This is a genomic window from Streptomyces sp. NPDC088810 (assembly GCF_044750305.1).
GTDB lineage: Bacteria > Actinomycetota > Actinomycetes > Streptomycetales > Streptomycetaceae > Streptomyces.
Genome location: NZ_JBIVJQ010000020.1, coordinates 1 through 17,799 on the forward strand (window position 1 = coordinate 1; position 17,799 = coordinate 17,799).

At 68.5% G+C, this 17,799-nt stretch carries 21 protein-coding genes and 2 pseudogenes; 13 read left to right on the forward strand and 10 right to left on the reverse strand.

The features are described from left to right. Positions 1-500: DUF5933 domain-containing protein (locus tag ACIP4Y_RS37700; RefSeq protein ID WP_401401631.1), on the reverse strand; the 500-nt coding region annotated here is incomplete at its 3' end. A gap of 76 nt (positions 501-576) precedes the next feature. On the opposite strand from ACIP4Y_RS37700, the gene ACIP4Y_RS37705 reads away from it, so the two are divergent. Then, positions 577-909 (forward strand): prolyl oligopeptidase family serine peptidase, encoded by a 333-nt coding sequence (locus tag ACIP4Y_RS37705; RefSeq protein WP_401401448.1) that lies wholly within the window; start codon positions 577-579, stop codon positions 907-909. Here ACIP4Y_RS37705 and ACIP4Y_RS37710 read toward each other — a convergent pair. Then, positions 830-1,744: a GNAT family N-acetyltransferase gene (locus ACIP4Y_RS37710; protein ID WP_401401450.1), complete on the reverse strand. Its 915-nt coding sequence runs from the start codon at positions 1,742-1,744 to the stop codon at positions 830-832. The genes ACIP4Y_RS37705 and ACIP4Y_RS37710 overlap by 80 nt on opposite strands. Positions 1,745-1,901: 157 nt before the next feature. Here ACIP4Y_RS37710 and ACIP4Y_RS37715 point away from each other — a divergent pair. After that, positions 1,902-2,042 (forward strand): annotated as a pseudogene (locus ACIP4Y_RS37715) (GNAT family N-acetyltransferase); the annotation flags it as partial. A 36-nt stretch (positions 2,043-2,078) separates the two neighbouring features. Here ACIP4Y_RS37715 and ACIP4Y_RS37720 read toward each other — a convergent pair. After that, complete coding sequence (locus ACIP4Y_RS37720) at positions 2,079-2,600, reverse strand: GNAT family N-acetyltransferase (RefSeq protein ID WP_401401453.1); 522 nt, start codon at positions 2,598-2,600, stop codon at positions 2,079-2,081. A 448-nt stretch (positions 2,601-3,048) separates the two neighbouring features. Between ACIP4Y_RS37720 and ACIP4Y_RS37725 the strand changes: the two genes are divergently transcribed. Continuing rightward, positions 3,049-3,318: a hypothetical protein gene (locus tag ACIP4Y_RS37725; protein WP_401401456.1), complete on the forward strand. Its 270-nt coding sequence runs from the start codon at positions 3,049-3,051 to the stop codon at positions 3,316-3,318. Next, a complete protein-coding gene (locus ACIP4Y_RS37730; protein ID WP_401401458.1) occupies positions 3,315-3,608 on the forward strand; it encodes a hypothetical protein in 294 nt (97 codons plus the stop codon). Before ACIP4Y_RS37725 ends, ACIP4Y_RS37730 begins: the two co-directional genes overlap by 4 nt. 107 nt (positions 3,609-3,715) lie before the next feature. Here the strand turns inward: ACIP4Y_RS37730 and ACIP4Y_RS37735 are convergent, their stop codons facing one another. Continuing rightward, complete coding sequence (locus ACIP4Y_RS37735) at positions 3,716-4,426, reverse strand: hypothetical protein (RefSeq protein WP_401401460.1); 711 nt, start codon at positions 4,424-4,426, stop codon at positions 3,716-3,718. Between the two features lie 22 nt (positions 4,427-4,448). Continuing rightward, positions 4,449-5,069, reverse strand: a complete 621-nt coding sequence (locus ACIP4Y_RS37740) for a hypothetical protein (RefSeq protein WP_401401463.1) — start codon at positions 5,067-5,069, stop codon at positions 4,449-4,451. 144 nt (positions 5,070-5,213) lie between these two features. On the opposite strand from ACIP4Y_RS37740, the gene ACIP4Y_RS37745 reads away from it, so the two are divergent. Both ACIP4Y_RS37745 and ACIP4Y_RS37750 read left to right on the forward strand, forming a co-directional pair. Beyond that, complete coding sequence (locus tag ACIP4Y_RS37745; RefSeq protein ID WP_401401466.1) at positions 5,214-5,366, forward strand: hypothetical protein; 153 nt, start codon at positions 5,214-5,216, stop codon at positions 5,364-5,366. Between the two features lie 137 nt (positions 5,367-5,503). Continuing rightward, a pseudogene (locus ACIP4Y_RS37750) lies at positions 5,504-6,105 on the forward strand (response regulator transcription factor); the annotation flags it as partial. A gap of 100 nt (positions 6,106-6,205) precedes the next feature. Here the strand turns inward: ACIP4Y_RS37750 and ACIP4Y_RS37755 are convergent. Further along, a complete protein-coding gene (locus tag ACIP4Y_RS37755) occupies positions 6,206-7,228 on the reverse strand; it encodes a LacI family DNA-binding transcriptional regulator (protein ID WP_401401469.1) in 1,023 nt (340 codons plus the stop codon). 1,154 nt (positions 7,229-8,382) lie between these two features. On the opposite strand from ACIP4Y_RS37755, the gene ACIP4Y_RS37760 reads away from it, so the two are divergent. Continuing rightward, complete coding sequence (locus ACIP4Y_RS37760) at positions 8,383-10,143, forward strand: glycoside hydrolase family 6 protein (protein ID WP_401401472.1); 1,761 nt, start codon at positions 8,383-8,385, stop codon at positions 10,141-10,143. Between the two features lie 280 nt (positions 10,144-10,423). Here ACIP4Y_RS37760 and ACIP4Y_RS37765 read toward each other — a convergent pair whose 3' ends face one another. After that, complete coding sequence (locus tag ACIP4Y_RS37765; protein WP_401401475.1) at positions 10,424-10,567, reverse strand: hypothetical protein; 144 nt, start codon at positions 10,565-10,567, stop codon at positions 10,424-10,426. Positions 10,568-10,661: 94 nt separating this feature from the next. On the opposite strand from ACIP4Y_RS37765, the gene ACIP4Y_RS37770 reads away from it, so the two are divergent. The 3 genes from ACIP4Y_RS37770 (at position 10,662) to ACIP4Y_RS37780 (ending at position 12,243) form a co-directional block, all read left to right on the forward strand. Next, on the forward strand, positions 10,662-11,198 hold the full coding sequence (locus ACIP4Y_RS37770) for a VOC family protein (protein WP_401401477.1): 537 nt from the start codon (positions 10,662-10,664) through the stop codon (positions 11,196-11,198). Between the two features lie 135 nt (positions 11,199-11,333). Then, a complete protein-coding gene (locus ACIP4Y_RS37775) occupies positions 11,334-11,957 on the forward strand; it encodes a DinB family protein (RefSeq protein ID WP_401401479.1) in 624 nt (207 codons plus the stop codon). Between the two features lie 76 nt (positions 11,958-12,033). Then, positions 12,034-12,243, forward strand: a complete 210-nt coding sequence (locus ACIP4Y_RS37780; RefSeq protein WP_401401482.1) for a hypothetical protein — start codon at positions 12,034-12,036, stop codon at positions 12,241-12,243. Between the two features lie 17 nt (positions 12,244-12,260). Here ACIP4Y_RS37780 and ACIP4Y_RS37785 read toward each other — a convergent pair whose 3' ends face one another. Beyond that, a complete protein-coding gene (locus ACIP4Y_RS37785) occupies positions 12,261-12,734 on the reverse strand; it encodes a hypothetical protein (RefSeq protein ID WP_401401485.1) in 474 nt (157 codons plus the stop codon). A gap of 620 nt (positions 12,735-13,354) precedes the next feature. Between ACIP4Y_RS37785 and ACIP4Y_RS37790 the strand changes: the two genes are divergently transcribed. From ACIP4Y_RS37790 to ACIP4Y_RS37800, 3 genes are read left to right on the forward strand one after another with little or no spacing between them, the layout of a single operon-like run. Then, positions 13,355-14,371, forward strand: coding sequence for a DUF6192 family protein (locus ACIP4Y_RS37790; RefSeq protein WP_401401634.1), 1,017 nt, complete (start codon positions 13,355-13,357; stop codon positions 14,369-14,371). A 17-nt stretch (positions 14,372-14,388) separates the two neighbouring features. Further along, positions 14,389-14,811, forward strand: a complete 423-nt coding sequence (locus ACIP4Y_RS37795) for a RacP protein (RefSeq protein WP_401401488.1) — start codon at positions 14,389-14,391, stop codon at positions 14,809-14,811. Between the two features lie 10 nt (positions 14,812-14,821). Continuing rightward, positions 14,822-15,691, forward strand: coding sequence for an IS5 family transposase (locus ACIP4Y_RS37800; RefSeq protein ID WP_401401490.1), 870 nt, complete (start codon positions 14,822-14,824; stop codon positions 15,689-15,691). A gap of 81 nt (positions 15,692-15,772) precedes the next feature. On the opposite strand, the gene ACIP4Y_RS37805 is transcribed toward ACIP4Y_RS37800, so the two are convergent. Next, a complete protein-coding gene (locus ACIP4Y_RS37805) occupies positions 15,773-16,342 on the reverse strand; it encodes a cysteine hydrolase family protein (protein ID WP_401401493.1) in 570 nt (189 codons plus the stop codon). Positions 16,343-16,563: 221 nt separating this feature from the next. Further along, on the reverse strand, positions 16,564-17,511 hold the full coding sequence (locus tag ACIP4Y_RS37810) for a S66 peptidase family protein (protein WP_401401496.1): 948 nt from the start codon (positions 17,509-17,511) through the stop codon (positions 16,564-16,566). Positions 17,512-17,799: the final 288 nt, after the last annotated feature.

Below are 17,799 nucleotides of genomic sequence, written 5' to 3' on the forward strand. Positions count from 1 at the left end.
TCCAGGACCAGCGGGCGGGTCTTGGAGGTGATCAGCAGCCAGGTGTCGCCGGTCTTGCGGCCGGCCACCAGCAGCAGGCCCAGGCCGACTCCCTTCAGGAGCAGGACACGGTCCGCACCCGTGCGGCGGGTGACGGCGATGACCGCGTATGCCAGCAGCACCCACAGCGCGCCGTTGCCGAAGGGATGACCGTAGCCGTGCGGCACCTCGACGTCGGCCGCCCAGCGCACCAGCAGGAAGACGAGGTCGATACCGGCCGCGGCAGCGACGGCGACCAGACGCTCACGCCAGGTGAGCACCACCATCATCAACGCCATCCCCGCATACAGCAAGGGGCCCGATTTCGGCGGCAGGATCACCTCCTTCGCCTGGTTGGTCATCGGCCCCGGCATACCGTAACCGCGCGCGGCGATCTCCAGCGCGATCAGGAATCCCAGGGCCGTCACACCCGCCACGGTCCACAGCACCACCCGCGGCTCACGCCACGCAGCGAAGGCGATTCTTCCGTTTTTGCGCGAAAACGCCCGCGAAGTCTCAGGTATCAATTCTCTGGCCGATTTGTTAGTTGTTATCCGAATGGCTCGATCTTCGTGCACTCGTCATGGCTTGGATCATGCTATCGGAGCGGCGCTCGTCAGCCCCCTCCTCCAGACCGGGTGCGGCAGGCAGGGTGATCGCCATGATCTACGACCGGGACCTGGAGGCATTGCAGACCGACACGGACATGCACTCAGCCTGCACAGCGATCTCCAGCGGCTCGGTGTGCCGGCCGGATTCCTGCACTTCCCCTCCGAGGGGCACACCATCGGGGCACCGAACCATATCCGGATCATGTACGAGACGGTGCTGAGCTTTCTCGATCACCATGTTCTGGGGAAGGAGTGGTCGGGGAGAACTTGTACCCGGTGAAGTCGGCAATCGGGACGTATCCGATGCGCTTGTAGAGGGCGTTGCTGGTGGGGTTGGCAGGGTTGGTGAACAGGACGACGTCCGTCGCGCCTGCGGTCAGTGCGGCTCTGCTCACCTCGGCGGTGACAGCGCCTGCGTAGCCGCGGCCCCTGAGGCGGGCCGGGGTGTAGACGGGGTCCACTCGGATCATGTCGCCGACCATCGACGTCGAGCCGGCCATGGAGACGGGAGTGCCGTCCGGGTCCTCCCAGAACGTGAAGTGCTTGTCGGCGAAGCGTGAGTCGGGCCAGGAGTCGGCGTCCAAGGTGGGGGCCTCGCCCACGTCGGCGGCGAACTCGTTGCACCACCGGATGAGTTGCCTGTGATCGTGCGCCTCCGCGACACGAGCCCTGCCCTCCGGGTGCGGCTCCGGTGGGGTGAGCGTGCCGAGACGGTACAGACGGCCCCACCAGTGGGCCACGGCTGCTGCGCCTGTGTGCCGTTGCCATGCCTCGGCGAACGCGGTGGCGGTGTCGTGGTCCGCGGTGACGCCGGACACCGGGCGGCCGAGGTCGGCCAGGCGGGCGGCGAGGGTGTCGGCCTGGTCCGTGGTGAGGGGGGTGAGGGTCACGCGCCGGGACGCAAGGCGGTAGAAGATGGCGTGGACTTCGCCCCCTGACTCCAGCCGGCCGAAGACGGTGGCTTCGGCTCCGTACGCGGCCGCCCCACGTGTTCGCAGTCTCTCGATCACCGTCAGCGGCGTGTTGTGCAGGGCGGGGCGCGAACGCAGGAAGTCGCCGGCTCGGGCGAGGAAATCGTCGATGTCTTCGGTGAGGTGCCAGTCATCCGGGCGCATGCTTCATCGTCCCCCGTGTACGCGACACCGCGGAGCACTTGCCCGGACATGAGCCTCGATTACCGCCGCCCGGTGCGACAGCGACCAGCTCAGCCCTCTTCTGGATTACGATCACGAAGTGGCGATCAAGTACGAGTGGCGGACGACTTCGGCACCCGCGCTGGTCGCGGCTGCGGCTCACGAAGCTCGTGCCGCGAAGTGCGAACGGCTCCACCTCGACTTCGACGAGAAGCTGCGCTCGTTCTATTCCGATGCCTGCGGCTTCAAGGAGACGACAGCCGGTCTGATCGCTCTGTGAAGGGGATGGGCCAGAAGCGGACTCGTCGGTCCAGCCCTACGCTGCCGTCGGAAGCTCCTTCTCCAGCAGGGTGAAGGACTTGGACGGCCCGCTCGGCTGCGGCTTCCCCTCCTTGTGCCCCACGACGCGGTAACCGGCGTGCTGGTAGTAGGCGTTGAGCTGTCCGTTGCCGGCCAAGCAGTCCAGGCGCACGCATGCCCGTCCCACCGCGGCCACTCTGCGTTCCGCAGCACTCAGCAACAGCCTTCCCGTCCCGGGCGCGGCGACGCCCCGGTCCACCATGAGCCGGTGCACGTATCCGGCCACGGGCGGCTGCGAACCCCAGGCGGCCTCGTCCTCCCACCACAGCTCCCAGGCGCCGGCAACGCGTCCGCCCACCTCCGCGAGCCAGACCTCGCCGTGCGCCATGGCCCGGCGGAAGTGGTCCTCGTCCAGCTCTCCCGGGCGCCACTGCCCGGTGATGCCGCGGGACACCATCCAGCGTGCCGCGTCGTCGCGCAGACGGACGAGGACAGTCAAGTCGGCCTCCGTGGCCGCGCGGACGCGTAGCTCATTCACCCGGCGATCCTCGCACACCCGTCCGGACGCCCGCCCCCAGCCCGCGCTTCAACTGCCTTACTCACGACTCTTCTCGCCGTCTGTCTGCTGTCCTGGTCGGGCGAACGCCCTGCGCGGGCAGCGCCGGGCGAGGGATCCCGGCCCGCCGTCGCGCCCGCCGGACAGCCTGGCGACCCCCACGTGAAGTTCGTCGGCCGCTGGGACACCACGAGCTCCAGCACCGCCTACACCCCGTACTGGGCCGGCGCCTACTACCGGTTCGGCTTCACCGGCCGGACCGTCAAGCTCAGGCAGCGGAGCGCGATCGACCTGTGGGCGCGCATCGACAACGGGCCCGTGAAGTTCTCCAACGACGTCAAGGGCACCGTGAACCTGACCCCGACGGCGCTGTCCTCCGGTAATCACACCCTCCGGGTCAACTACCAGATGGTCGCCGGTTCTTACCACGGTGGCGCAGTGTTCCAAGGACTGGTCCTCGACAGCGGCGCGACCACGCACCGCCTACGGCTGGCTGATCGGCGAACGCCTCGGCACCGAGCACACCCAGATCGCCCAGGGCGGCGCCTGCCTGGTCGCCACCTCGGACGGATGCGTGAGTCCGGACCGGCAGTTCACCAAGCTCAACCCCAACGCCTCGACGCCCGACTGGCACTTCTCCCGCTACCAGGCCGACGTGGCCGTCATCAACCTCGGCACCAACGACGCCGGTCACGGGTGAGTTCCGCGCAGTTCCAGACGGCGTACGGGAGCTTGCTGCGCAAGGTCCGCACCGCGTACCCCAAGGCATGCATCTTCGCGCTGGAAACCTTCCGCGGGCGGTACGTCCCCCAGACCCAGGCAGCGGTGCAGGCAGCACTCGCCGCAGGCGACTCACGGATCTCCCTCGTCGACACCACCGGCTGGCTGGACTCCGGCGACCTCACGGACTCCGTCCACCCGAACGACCAAGGCCACCGCGCCATCGCGGACCGCCCGGCACCCCTCATCGCCGCGCGCATCGGTACCTGACGGAAGGCAGGGTCACCACGCCCATGGCCGGACGGAACGGGTGAGGACACCCCCCACTCGACCAGGGAGTCATCCATGACCATGCAAGATCCCGGTTCCGGCCGGGATCACGGCGGATCCTCACGGAGCCGCCGGAGGTCCTCCTCCAGCTCAGCGTCTCCACTGAGCCGGTACAGTTCCCGGACCCTCAGCTCTTCCTGGTCCAGGGCTGTTTCGTACGCGGTGTCGGCCCCGGCCCCCAGGTCCTCGGTATGCGCGGTGAGGGCATCCCGTACCGTGCGCTCCATGATGCCGAGCCGGTCGGCGAGGCGGGCCAGGGCGAACTTGGTCTCGGCGGCGCGGCGACGTCGTTCGAGGGAGTCCAGGGTGCGCTGCAGATCCGCGCGTGCTTCCTGGAGCAGGGCCTCGAAAGCCCGGCACACACGGATGCCTTCTGCCGCCTCCTTCACCCCGGTCTCCCACGCTGCCATGTCCGCACGCAGTCGGCGCGCTCTGCGGAGGGCGTCTACGGCCCCCGGTGGCAGGTCGGCCACGGTATCGCTCGCCCTGGCGAAGGGCGCCACGAGACGCCGCAGTTCCCGCGCGTTCTCCGACGCTCCGGCGATGCGCCTGGTGAGCCGGTTGCGTTCGAACGTGGCCTCGATGAGCCGCCCCTTCAACTCACGTTCCATCTCGTCCAGTTGGTCGATCACTCCGCGTGCCAGTGACGGGTCGTGCGGATCACCGCGATGCACCGCCCCAAGGAAGTGCACCAGACGCTCGGCGACTCCAAGCACCTCCTCCACCCGCGCCGGGAGACCGCGTTCCTCGTCCGCCATTGCCCTCGTTCCCCCCTCGAAATCACTGGTCGTTGCCCTCGGACAGCTGGCGTATCGCATCGGCCAAGGCGTGCAGATCCTGTTCCACCGCCGGCACACCGCCGCCGTCCCCACGCTGTTCCATCACGGCGACACCCAGACTCTTGCGCAAGGAGGACGCCGCGGAACAGACCAGGCCCAGCTGCCAGGTCTGTGCTTCCAGCCGACTTCGGATCTCCGCATCCAGCGCCTGCCAGTCAGGGCCGAAGAGCCGTACGAGCGAGACCTGTTTGACGGCCAGCGCGCTGAGTTCCGCGATCGCCGCTTCCACGGTCGCCCGCACTCGGTCCGTGATGTCCTTGTGCACGCCCGCCGCCTCCGCCACCCCGGCGTTGTCGGTCAGCCCTGCCAGCCACTCGGCCGTGTGGAGCAGCGGATCCCGTACCGGCCAGGCCGGCAGGTACGCGACGACTTCACGCATCCGCTGCGGTTCGCCCTGCCGCGTGATCCGCGCGAGTTCGCCACCGACCTGAGCGGGATCACCGAAGCGCGCCACCCGAGCCGCTTCCGCCTCGGCCGCCTCCCTCTTCCGCTTCTCCGCCTGCTTGTCGCTGACGTACGCCCAGACACAGAAGATGACGAAGCCGATGAAGAGCAGTTCCACGGACACCCCCCGAAGGCCCGACCCGGCGGCCTCCGTCATGGTGGCACCGGGGTGTCCTGAGCACCATGCGCATCCGCCCACACCTCGCGTGAATGCACCCATGCGCCCTCCCCACGCGCCGTGCGTCCATGGGACGCTCGCCCGATGCACACCAGTCGCCGTTGCTCGATGGACAGCGGTGCGTGGACGGACCTCATCAGCAACGCCACGATGCCCACCAATCGGCGAGACACCCCCTGGGGCAGCACCGCAACGCTGGACCGCGGCTTCCTCGTCGCTGCCGTCTCCGCCGGCTGACCGCGTTCCGGTGTCGCCCTTCTACTGCGGTCGCAGTAGATCCAAGTGTCTGCGCTCGGCCAACGACGTGAGACCAGGCACATGTGCGCGTGAGGTGGGCCGGGATCGCCGGTCCGGATTCGTCGTGAAAGGTTCCGATGACCATTCGCCTCCTGCTCGCCGACGACCAGGCCCTGCCGCGCGGCACCTTCCGACTGCTCATCGACGCACAGCCGGACATGGAGGTCGTCGCCGAGGCGTCCAACGGGCGCGAGGCCGTGGAACTGGCCCGGTCCGAGCCCGCCGACGTCGTGGTGATGGACATCCGCCTGCCCGAGGTCGACGGCATCGAGGCCACCCGGCTCATCGGCCGCGACGAGGACCTGGTCGGCACCACGTTCGAGGTGTCGGCAAGGGCGTCGAACGGGCCCAACTCCTCGACGCCATCCGCCTCGTCGCCGCGGGAGAAGCCCTGCTCTCCCCGGTGGCGGCCAAAGGACTCATCGCCCGCTTCCTCGCCCAGCCTTCACCCGGCGACCTCACGGATCCAGCACGTCTCGCCTCGCTCACGCCACGGGAGCGCGAAGTGATGACCCTGGTGGCAACCGGTCTGAGCAACGACGAGATCGCTGAACGCCTCTACGTCACCCCGGTCACCGTCAAGACGCACGCCACCCGAGCCATGGCCCAACTCGGCGCCCGCGACCGCGCCCAGCTCGTCGTCATCGCCTACGAGACCGGCCTCGTGCACGCGGGAGAACCACGAGCTCACCGGCCGCCGTCGGCGAACAGGTGCGCAGGCTCCAAGAACTCGGCCGGCCGAGACCGGTTCGTGTGCGGCCCGAGGCCGGCGACGGCTGTCAGGACGACTCTCGGACCACCAGTTCGGTACGGAGAATCACGTGCCGCCAGGCCACCGCCGGCTCTTCCATCTCCTCCATCAGCAGCCTGACCATGGCCCGCCCGATCTCCTCCAGCGGCTGACGCACCGTGGTCAGGCGCGGCTTCGTGCTCTGCGCCAGCGGAAAGTCGTCGAAACCGATCACGGCCACATCCTCCGGCACCCGCCGTCCCGCCGCGCGCAACGTGTGCAGGGCCCCCACCGCCGTGGTGTCCGACGCGGCGAGGACGCCATCGATCTCCGGGTGCCGTTCGAGGAGTTCCGCCATGGCGCGGCGCCCGCTCTCCTCCGTGAAGTCACCCTCGGCGACCAACGACCTCGTGACCTTCAGCCCGGCCAGCGCAAGGGCATCCTGGTAGCCGCGCAGCCGAGACTGGGCGGCGTACATGTCGAGCGGCCCGGTGATGGTCGCGATCGTTCTACGGCCCCGTTCCAGCAGGTGTGAGACGGCGCTCCGGGCACCGCCCACGTTGTCCGCGTCCACATAGCTGACGTACTCGTCACCCGAGCGGCGTCCCAGCAGCACCGTCGGCAACCGTGCCTCGGCGAGCATGTCCGGCAGCCGATCGCCCGCGTGCACGGATATCAGCAGGATGCCGTCGACCCGGCCGCCACGGGCGTACTCCAGGAAGCGCTGCCGCTCGGCCTCCGAGCGGACCAGGGTCAGCAGCAGCTGCATCCCGGTGTCCACCAACGCATCTCCGAGCGAGCGGACGATCTCCGAGAAGAACGGCTCCGCGAACTGCCTCCAGTCCGGCTCCGTGAGGACGAGGGCCACGGCGTCGGCCCGCCGCCCGGCCAGGGAGCGGGCCGCGAGATTGGGCACGTACCCCAGCTCCTCGATGGCCCGCTGCACGGCCCGGCGTGTCGACTCCTTCACGCCGGACGCGTTGTTGATGACTCGGGACACCGTGCCCCGCCCCACCCCGGCATGGGCGGCCACCTCTTCCAGCGTCGGCGTACCAGGACGTCGCTTGACCATGACCACCTCCCCCACGAGATCACTGATCTTACGGGCCCTGGAACCGGGCAACACCGCTTCCGCAAGTAATCAGTTGGGTTCCGGTCAGGGGGAGTACTCAGTCCTCCGGCTCTTCCGTCATGACTGCCTGAAGCATCCGGCCGTATGCGCCGACTCCGTTACGCGAGGGTGGACGATGTGGTGGTGAGAAGCGGCTGGAGCGACAGCCGGCAGCCGGGAGCGCTCCCAACCGGTCGCGCCACCGCTATGCACCGTGCCGGGTTGTCGGCCTGTGCCCAGAAGCGGTGGTAGGTGATGACGGGTGCGGCGCCGCCCTTGAGGCAGGCCTCGACATTCGACCAGCGACCGGGAGCAGGTGCCGTTCCAGCCGTTGCTCGGCTTCTGATGGCCCGTGCACCGACGCCGCGTACGCGGCCGGCGTGCCGATGGCGAGCGTCTTGCGTCCGGGATCCATCGTTCTGGTCTCTCCTTGCGGCGTGCGGTACGTGGGGGACAAGGCTTGAACCAGTGGGAGCGCTCCCATAGTGCGGACGAGGGCGGGTCCGGTCAAGACGTTGAGAAGTTGAATCGTCAGAAGCGAACCATCCAGGGAAAGTTGAGCAACAGCCCTGTGAAAGCAGCGGGGTTGGCGCTACCGTCCCTCACACCAGTGGGAGCGATTCCATCAGTCGACGCGTCCGTCTCGGCGCGCCACGCTGCAAGGAGTCGCTCATGCGGCACCTCCCGCGTTCAGTACTTTTAGCCGCTAGCGGTGCGGTCGCGCTCGTCACGAGCGTGGGCGTGCCGGTGGTCTCGGCCCAGGGAGCCACGTCCGGCTGCACACGGCACCACCTGCAACGGCGAGGCCGGGCCGACGCCACCGCCGACCCCCCGCCTCCGTCGCGGGCGGCACCGCGCCCGCCCTGCACGTCTCCGGGAACAAGCTGGTGGACACCGCCGGCAAGGCCGGGAGGCTGCTCGCCCCGGTCGCCGCCCAGGTCCCCTGATCGCCGGCGAGATCGGCCAGGACACCTGCTCACACGGGTTCTCGACCAGGTCATGAGGTGGTTCGACAACCACAACCCGCGCACGGCACCGGCCTGCGCGACCACCTGCGCGCCCTCAACCCGTAACCCCACCCCACAAGAACTCACGAAACGAAGGAATCCGCACTGATGAGTCGTACCAAGTTGTCATTCCTCGCTGCCCTGGCGGTGCTCGCCGGGGCCTCGGGGACGGCGATCCTCACGGCACCGGCCGGTGCCGCCGCCACCTCCGTCCCCTGCTCGGTGGACTACAAGGTGCAGAGCCAGTGGGACACCGGCTTCACCGCCGCCGTCACCGTCACGAACAACGCGGCTCCCAAGTCGAGTTGGTCACTGAAGTGGTCGTACGCCGGGAACCAGAAGGTCACCCAGGGCTGGAGCGCGAAGGTCAGCCAAAGCGGCACCGCGGTCACCGCCGCCAACGAGAGCTACAACGGCAGCCTGGCCACCGGCGCTTCGGTCGGCTTCGGGTTCAACGGCACCTACAGCGGCACCAATGCCGTACCCACCACGTTCACCCTCGACGGCGTCACCTGCAACGTCGACAACGGCGGAAGCACGGGAGGCACCACAGGAGGCGGCAGCACCGGTGGCGACACGGGCGGCAGCACCGGTGGCGACAACGGCGGTAGCGGCGGCAAGGCCGGCAATCCCTACGTCGGGGCCAAGGCGTACGTGAATCCCGAGTGGTCGGCGAAGGCCGCCGCCGAACCGGGCGGCAGCCGCATCTCCAACCAGCCCACCGCCGTCTGGCTCGACCGCATCGCCGCGATCAACGGCGTGGGCGGCGGCATGGGTCTGCGCGCCCACCTCGACGAGGCACTCAGGCAGAAGGGCTCCGGCGACCTCGTCGTGCAGCTCGTCATCTACGACCTTCCCGGCCGCGACTGCGCCGCCCTGGCCTCCAACGGCGAACTCGGCCCCAACGACATCGACAAGTACAAGAGCCAGTACATCGACCCCATCGCCTCGATCCTGTCCGACCCCAAGTACGCCTCTCTCCGGATCGCCACCGTCATCGAACCCGACTCCCTGCCCAACCTGGTCACCAACGCGGGCGGCACCAACACCACCACCGACGCCTGCGTGACCATGAAGAGCAACGGCAACTACGAAAAGGGCGTCTCGTACGCCCTGGACAAGCTCGGCGCCATCCCCAACGTCTACAACTACATCGACGCCGGCCACCACGGCTGGCTCGGCTGGGACAGCAACCTCGGCCCGGCCGTCCAGGAGTTCGCCAAGGTCGCCACGACCAACGGCGCCAGTGTCGACGACGTGACCGGCTTCATCGTCAACACCGCCAACTACAGCCCCACGACGGAACCGAACTTCAAGGTCACCGACACCGTCAACGGCCAGACCGTGCGCCAGTCGAAGTGGGTGGACTGGAACCAGTACGTGGACGAGCAGTCCTTCGCCCTCGCGCTGCGGGACAAGCTGGTCGGGGCCGGGTTCAACTCCGGTCTGGGCATGCTCATCGACACCTCGCGCAACGGTTGGGGCGGTTCCGCCCGGCCCACCAAGCCCGGCCCCCTGACCTCCGTCGACGACTACGTCAACGGCAGCCGCATCGACCGGCGCATCCACGTCGGCAACTGGTGCAACCAGAGCGGCGCCGGCCTCGGCCAGCGGCCCACCGCGGCCCCGGCCGCCGGTATCGACGCCTACGTCTGGGTCAAGCCCCCGGGGGAGTCCGACGGTTCCAGCTCCGCCGTCTCCAACGACGAGGGCAAGGGCTTCGACCGCATGTGTGACCCCACCTACGGCGGCAACGCCCGCAACGGCAACAACCCCACCGACGCCCTGCCGGGCGCACCCCTGGCCGGACACTGGTTCTCCGCCCAGTTCCGGCAGCTCGTGCAGAACGCCTACCCGCCCCTGCCGTAACACCCTGAGGCCGTGAGCCCCCGCCGGGGCCGGTCCCTGAACGGACCGGCCCCGGCGGACCCGTCAAGTGCGTCTGCCGTCAGACGCGATCACCCCTGGTGTCGTTCAGCTCCAGGAGCCCTCAACGGGCACCATGCGGGGTTCGCCGGTGGCGGGCAGGCGCTCGGGGACGGCCCCCACCCGGCCGTCGCCGCCGCGATCCCCTCCATCGAGTCCCGGCTCGCCGATGCGCTCACCGTCCCGGGCGTGGCCCGCGCCGCCGGGATCTCCCTTAACCACCTCACCTGCATCCGCCGACTCTGGGTCTTGGGGAGTGCGCTAACTGGTTCGAGCCGGTGACGGTGGTGCCTGACCTGGTGACGTGGTAGGTCACTGAAGCTCCGCTCCAGAAGTGGAAGGTGAGCGTCACCGGTCGGTCGGCCACGCAAGGGTTGCCGTGCTCCGGGATTTAGGCCAGCAACTGACCTATCCCCTGCCTATCGTCGCTGCCGACAACCACCACCGGCGGAAGGATCGAGATGCCCGAGCAGACCAACGCCGCACCGGCGGGCTACACCACCGTCGCACCCTGGGTCGTCACCGACGACACCGGGGCTTTCCTCGACTTCGTCTCCCGGGTATTCGGGGGTGAAGAGCTGGCGCGGGTACCGACCGAGGATGGTCTGATCGGGCACGGTGAGATCCGGGTCGGCGACACCGTCGTGCTGGCCTTCGACCGGCACGCGGACTGGCCCACCATGCCGAGCCTGCTGCGCGTGTTCGTCGCCGACGCGGACCAAGCGTTCTCCGAAGCCGTCGCAGCCGGCAGCCACGTCGTCACGCCTCTGGCCAGCGACGCCTTCGGGCAGCGCGGGGGCCGTGTCAAGGACCCCTTCGGCACCATCTGGTGGGTGGTCAGCCGCGTCGAGGAAGTCGCCGAGGACGAGATGTGGAAGCGGCTGCAGGAACCCGTGTACGCCGAGGTCATGCGCGTGGCACAGGAGACGCTCGACGCCGAGCTGAGCGGTCGCGATCACGGGCGCAGCAGTGCTCCTGTTCCCAGGCCGGCCGACTGAGCGTGCGGGTCGGTTCGGCACCCGGTACGCGCGGGCGGCGCAGGGGACACTCCTCGTAAACAGTGACGCGGTAGTGGTGCCGTCTGTGCCAGGCTGACGGATCGTCCCTGGACCGGTTCGACACAGGAGCGTCCGATGACGACGACACCGTCCCGCCTGTCTCCCCTGCTGGAGCAGTTCGACTTCGCGCTCAAACGCCTCGCCGACCGCATGACAGGGCCGGTCATGGACAGCGGCGACGGGGCGGACACCGAGGTGGGCCCCCTGACCGACGAGGAATACCTGTGGGAGCCGGTACCCGGCTGCTGGTCGGTACGGCGGCGCGTGGACGGGCCGGGGCCGCGCGCGACGTTCCTGGCCGGCACCGGCGACTGGGGCCGCGACGCCGCCCCCTACCCGCATCCCTGGCCACCGCCCTTCACCACCATCGCGTGGCGCCTGAGCCACCTCACCGAAATGCTGGCCCTGCGCGCCGACCACACCGCCGGCAGCCACGCGCTGACCCGGGACGACCACCCCGTCAGCGGGGACGCCGCAGGGGCGGGCGCGGCCTTCGACGCCAGTGCCGCGGCCTGGCGAAAGGCGCTGCTGAACATCGACGACGCCGCACTCGACACCGTGGGGTACTGCACCTACCCGCACGGCAGCGACCCGGAGGAGCCGTTCATCGACATCGTGTGGTGGGTCAACCAGGAACTGCTGCACCACGGGGCCGAGATCGCCTTGTTGCGCGACCTCTACCGCGCCCGGCCGCACTGACCGCCGTCACGAGCGGCTCTCAGCCACGGCCGACGGGCGCGTAAGGAGGAAGCCCCCGCAGCCGGCGCGCTGGGCCGTGATCGGAGGCGCAGCGGCGATCGCCGCCTACGGGGCCGGAACCGTCTACGGGCTGGCCTTCGCGAACCCGCTCGACGTGTGCGGGGACAAGACCGGCAACGGCGTGTACATGGATGCCGGGCGGGACTACGGCCTGACGTCGGTGAGCGTGGACGGCTTCCCTCCGTCCATCACCACTGCGTCCGGGTTCCAAGACGCCGAGGTCTGATCCCGGCGGCCGGCGCGTCAGGCGCTGATCGCCTTCAGGAAGTGGTCGGCGTCCTCGTTGTCGGCCAACCGCCCCAGGTTGAGCCACGAACCGTCCGAGAAGCGCAGGAAGAAGTGGCGTTGGCCCGGTTCCCGGTGGATCCGGACCTCGCCGTGCGCGAACTCCGTGACGATGTCGAAGTCGTCGGCCTTGGTCGGCGACAGACGTCGTCCCGGCGAGGCCGCGAGACAGATGCGGTCGTCGGTGAGGAGCAGCAGGCGCCTGAGGTTGGGGGACTGCCCGTACCAGCGCAGCAGCAACCGGCCGGCGGTGAGGGCCCAGTCGCCGTCGAAGACGTCGTCGGACGGCTCCGGGAGGCGATGCCGGTCACCGTGGGCGCGCTGGGGCTCCGACGCACGGTCGGCCCGCCGGCCGAGCAGCTCCTGGCGCGCGCGCTTGGACGTCAGCAGTTCGTCGAGCTTGTCGACCAGGAACCACGGGATGACGATCACCGCCGCCAGTGCCGGACCGGCGTAGAACAGCCAGTGCCGGCCCGGCTTCAGCCGTCCTTTGCCCGCCGATGTACCTTCCGCTTCGCCATGCTGAGTGCGTGTTTTTGATCCCTCCCGGAAGCAGTGGCATGAGCCGTAGCCTCATGGGATGGCCGGAGTCGGCGGTCGACGGCTCGGGCGGATCTGCCCGGCGTGTGGTGGCCGGCTGAAGCCGGATGCTCAGCCGGGCGCCGTGTACTGCTCGTCGGTATGTCGTTCCAGGCACTGGCGGATGGTGCGCCGGACCAGGAACCGGGTTGCCGCGCTTCGGGGTGAGGGCGAGCGGGCGGTGTGTCCGGAGTGCGGTGCGGAGTGGATCGCAGGGTCGGGACGCCGGGCGGATGCGGTGTACTGCTCGCCGCGGTGCCGTACGAGGGCCTGGCGAAGGAGGAGGTCAGCGTTCGCGGAAGCGTCACCGTGACGGCTACGCGAACGCTTCAGAAAGGATCCTCTGATTGCTCGTCAATTACGCTTCGGAAGGGCTTGTTTGGCTGGAATCAGGGGGCCAGGCTGGCGCTACTTCGCATGCCGGTGTCACCGTCGGCATCAGCCGCCCCCGGCATGCAGAGGTGGTGATCGCCATGCCCAGCAAGGTTGGGTCGGTCAGCCAGATCCGCTACGAGGAGATCATCGCCGAGGCCCGGCAGCTTGTCCTGCAGCAGTCCCGGTGCCAGTTCGCGATCGGGGATCTCGCCCTGGAGATCGAACCACTGCGGGATCGAGGTGGCGCACAGCCTGATCCCGGTGAGGAACTGTTCACCGTGGAAGAAGCCCTGGGTCTGTTCGCCGAGGACATCGGGATTCCTGTTGCGACGGTCAAGACGTACCGGTGGGTCTCGGCTCGCTGGCCCAAGGACTACAGGCAGGATGCCGTGCCCCACGGAGTGCACCGGATCCTCGCGGACATCTCAGATGAGACCGTGCGGTGGGAAAAGATCCTCCACCCTCCAGTGCACGAGCGGTCGGGGACGAACCGGTGGACGCTGGACGCAGCCCGGCGGGAGGTCGGGCACCAGGTGTCCAGGCCAGTGACCCCGCAGGAGAAGATCCGCATCCGCGCGATCCATACCCTGGCCCGTGATGAAGAGGTCGCCGCCGCGGTGACCACGGACCTCTTGCGCCGTCCGGCGGTGGCCTCCCAGGTCCCGGTGGAGGACAAGGTGCGGGCGGTGGAGGAGCTGACCCGGGATGACGAGGTCGCTTCGACGGTGACACGGAGCATGCTGCACCGTCCGGAGGTCGCTTTCCGGGCGATGACCGATGACACCGCCCGCCATCAGGTCAACCAGGCTCAGGTCGAACGCTCCCGGCAGGCAGGGGAAGCCTTCCGCCGCGAGTCGCCGGTGGCCCCGGCGGTCAGCCGGATCGAGCACGCGATCGAGTTCCTCGACCTGGTCGGGGCCTGCCAGCGGTTCGTCACCACGACGGGCCGTATCGTTCCGCAGCTGCGGGACCGTCGGCTGTCCGATGACGAGCAGACGGTGGTGCACAAGAACGTCGACCGGGTCAAAGCCGCCTGTGAATGGGTGGAGACGGCCGTCGACACCGGCGAAGTCGACCTGGACGAGGAGCTGACCCGCATGCTGCGGGGCGAGTAGCGGTGCGAAGAGGGCCGTTGAAGCCGACCGTGTCCGCCGAACGGATCCGGGTCGCGTTGATGGAGGCCCGCCCGGCCGGGCTGCGCTTCGAGCAGCTGGTCGCGGCGACCGAGCTGTCGCCCTCTCAGACCCGGCGGGGCCTGGGTATCCTGCGGGACATCGCCGCCCAGGACCACCTGCCGCCGCTGATCTGGACGCTCGCCGACGGCTACTGCTTCTCCGGGGACCCGGTGGAGTTGGAAGCCTACGAGCAGGCGATCTTCCGCAGGAAGCTGAACGAGTTCGCCAGGCTGATCACCGGAACCATCGGTCCGCACGCCGAACTCGACCCGGAGGATGAGTGGGTGCAGCTGGTCCTGGCCCAGCTCAACGGCATCAAAGCCGCGCTGGACATGCTGGTGAAGTTCCGGCGCGGCGGCACCGCTCGCGTCGGCCGCTGAGGAGACGGGCATGCGCCGACGCCGCTACCCCTCGGACACCACAGTTGCCGAGTGGGCCCTTCTTGAACCGCTCCGGCCCGTCCCGGCCTGCCAGACCAAGACCGGCGGACACCCCGAGAAGTGGCTCCGGCGCCAGATCGTCGATGCCATTCGCTACATCGTCGACAACGGCGCCAAGTGGAGGGCCCTGCCTGCCGACTTCCCTCCGTGGGAGACGGTTTACGGGTTCTTCTGGCGGTGGAACCGCCGCGGCGTGGTCACCTTCATCCGCGACCAGCTCCGTCGCCGTCTCCGCACCGGCCTGGGACGATGTCCCCATCCGGTCACGCTGATCGTCGACTCGCAGTCGGTCAAGGGCGCATCCACAGTGAGCCAGGCGACGCGTGGCTTCGATCCCGCGAAAATGATCAACGGGAGGAAGAGACACGTCGCGGTCGATACGAAGGGCTTCCCTGTGATGATCATGGTGACGCCCGCCGACATGCAGGACCGGGACGCCGCCCGCGAACTGCTCTGGCGCCTTCGCCTCACCCACCCGCAGATCACGCAGGTCTGGGCCGACTCCGCCTACGCCGGCCAGCTCGTCACCTGGGCCAAGGACTTCCTCCGTATCACCCTCAAAACCGTCTCCCGCCCCAAGGGCGCCAAAGGGTTCGTCGTCCTCCCGCGCCGCTGGCGTGTCGAACGCACCCTGGGATGGATCATGAACGCTCGTCGCATTGCGAGGGACTACGAGCGCCTTCCCCAGCACAGCGAAGGGCACCTGAACTGGGCACTCATCACCCTCATGGCCAGGCGGCTGACCCGCAAAAGCCCCCGGACCGACGGCTGGTCGAAGAAGTCCCCGGCTGCTCAGGGACGATGCCGTACGAGCGTATAGCGCCAGTACAGCTGTGGTCGCAGCCGCACACCGGGGGAGGATGCTTCTGGTTTTCACGGACAATGTCGCCAAGAGCCATCTCTACTGCTGTTGCGGTGTGATGGCTTTGAGCCAGTCCTCGACGGCGAGGACATCGGCCCACTGCGGGAACAGCTTCTCGGTGAGTATCCGGTGCACCTCGGGGTCGGTGTCGAGGCAGGCATCCGCCAGGACGGTGAGGCCGAAGTCCAGGTCGATGGCGTGCCACAGGGTGGACAGCACTACAGCGCTGGTGGCGATGCCGGTGAGAACAAGGCTGTCGATATCGCGAGTCCTGAGTACCAAGTCGAGGTCGCTGCCCGAGAAAGCGCTCCCCCGCCTCTTGGTAACCACGACGTCGCCCTGCTGGGGCGCGACGTCGTGATGGATCTCGGTGCCAGGGGCACCCTCGGTGAACAGACCGGCCCGCACGGCGTTCGTCATCACCTTGTTGCGATGGCTGACTTCTGGGTCGCCCGGCCGTAACCCCATCACCACGTAAATCACGGGGATGTCGGCAGCCCGGGCACCGTCGATCGCCCTGCGCAAGCGCGGAAGATATCCGGAACCGTCGTCGGCGATGGCCACAACGTCCCGTTGGACGTCCATAACCAGAAGTGCGCTGTTCGCCACGCTTGCCGTCCCTTCTCCGTTGGTGAACACGAGCAAGTCTGGTGGATCAACCGAGCTGCGGTGGAGGTTTCGGAGATCGTCATCAGCGTCGCGCCGCGGTGCGCCCAGGACCGGTGTCAGTTCTTATCGACGCCTTCTCACCCTGTGAGCACCAAGTGCTGTCCAGACTCGGTGACAAGCGGTGTCGCCCGTCAGTTACGAAGCCAGACCGGCTCGGAGCGTCAGCCCAAGGTCTGCGTCAGCTCGCTACGGCTCGATGAATGGACGATCCGGCCATGTGCCCCGTTGACGATCGGCATGTAGGGCGGAATGTGGCCGCACTCGACGTCGGCGATGATCGGCACGTTCAGGGAGCCGAGCGCGTCGAGGACAGCCTCATGGTGGCTGAGGGAGCTGTGGCCCGGTGCGCTGCTCCGACCGACGAGGATCGCGTTCGCGCGGTCGAAGAATCCCGCGATCCTCATGCCGTGCAGGTTACGGCAGATCGTGAAGACGTCGCTGCCGGCATCCTCCACGTACACGAGGAGCCCGTCCGGGGACTCATCGCGGGCGAAGGAGGCGACATCGAGGTAGCTCGTTCCCGCGAGGTTGCACAGCGCCTCGATGCAGCCACCGATCAGCCTGCCCTCGACCTCCACGTCCCCGGTGCCGTCGAGCCGGGTCCACGTGCCGACGGCGTCAAGCGTGTACTCACGTATCTCGGGATGGCCGACGAAGTCGTCGGAGCCCGTGGTCCGGTGGCAACCGGGCGGATACTGCGTGAACCGGTGACCCGCGGGTGCGGCGACGATGTCAAGCCACGACAACAGTCCCTCGGAGACGCGGTAGGGCGTGTCCATAAGGTTGTTGCCGTGCAGGGTCGCCGTCCCGGTGAGCAGGGTCAGTGGTGTCATCAGGATCGAGATGTCCGAGAACCCGACGAGCCAGGTCGGCTCCGCCTCGCGCAGCCGGTCCCAGTCGAGCAGCGGAATCAGGTCGATCGCAGTCTCTCCGCCCCACGGCGGCACAACCGCCCGGACAGTCGGGTCGGTCAACATCGCCATGCATTCACTCGCGCGGTCGGCGGCCGGGGCACTCACGTGCCCCGAGCCGTCCATGCACTCCCCGACGACGACCTCGTACCCACGTGCCTGCACGTCACGGACAGCGACATGGAGCCGCTCACGCATGTCCTTCGGGACTCCACTCGAGGGAGCGGTCACGCCGACACGGTCACCGGGGCGCAGGGGGCTCGGGTATCGAACTGGCATGCGCGGGATTCTGGCACAGTGGCTTGCCCGAGCGACAACCGATTTCCATTCTCCCTGCGGGCAACCAGCAAGTCAGGTCAACCCAGTTCAAAAACACCTACTGAAGATCCTAGGGATCGATCTCTTCCGGCCGGGTCCGGGGGCCGCCGGGTGGGCGGTGGACTGCTCCGCCCTGTGGGACCGCATCAAGGAATCCGCACCGTAGGC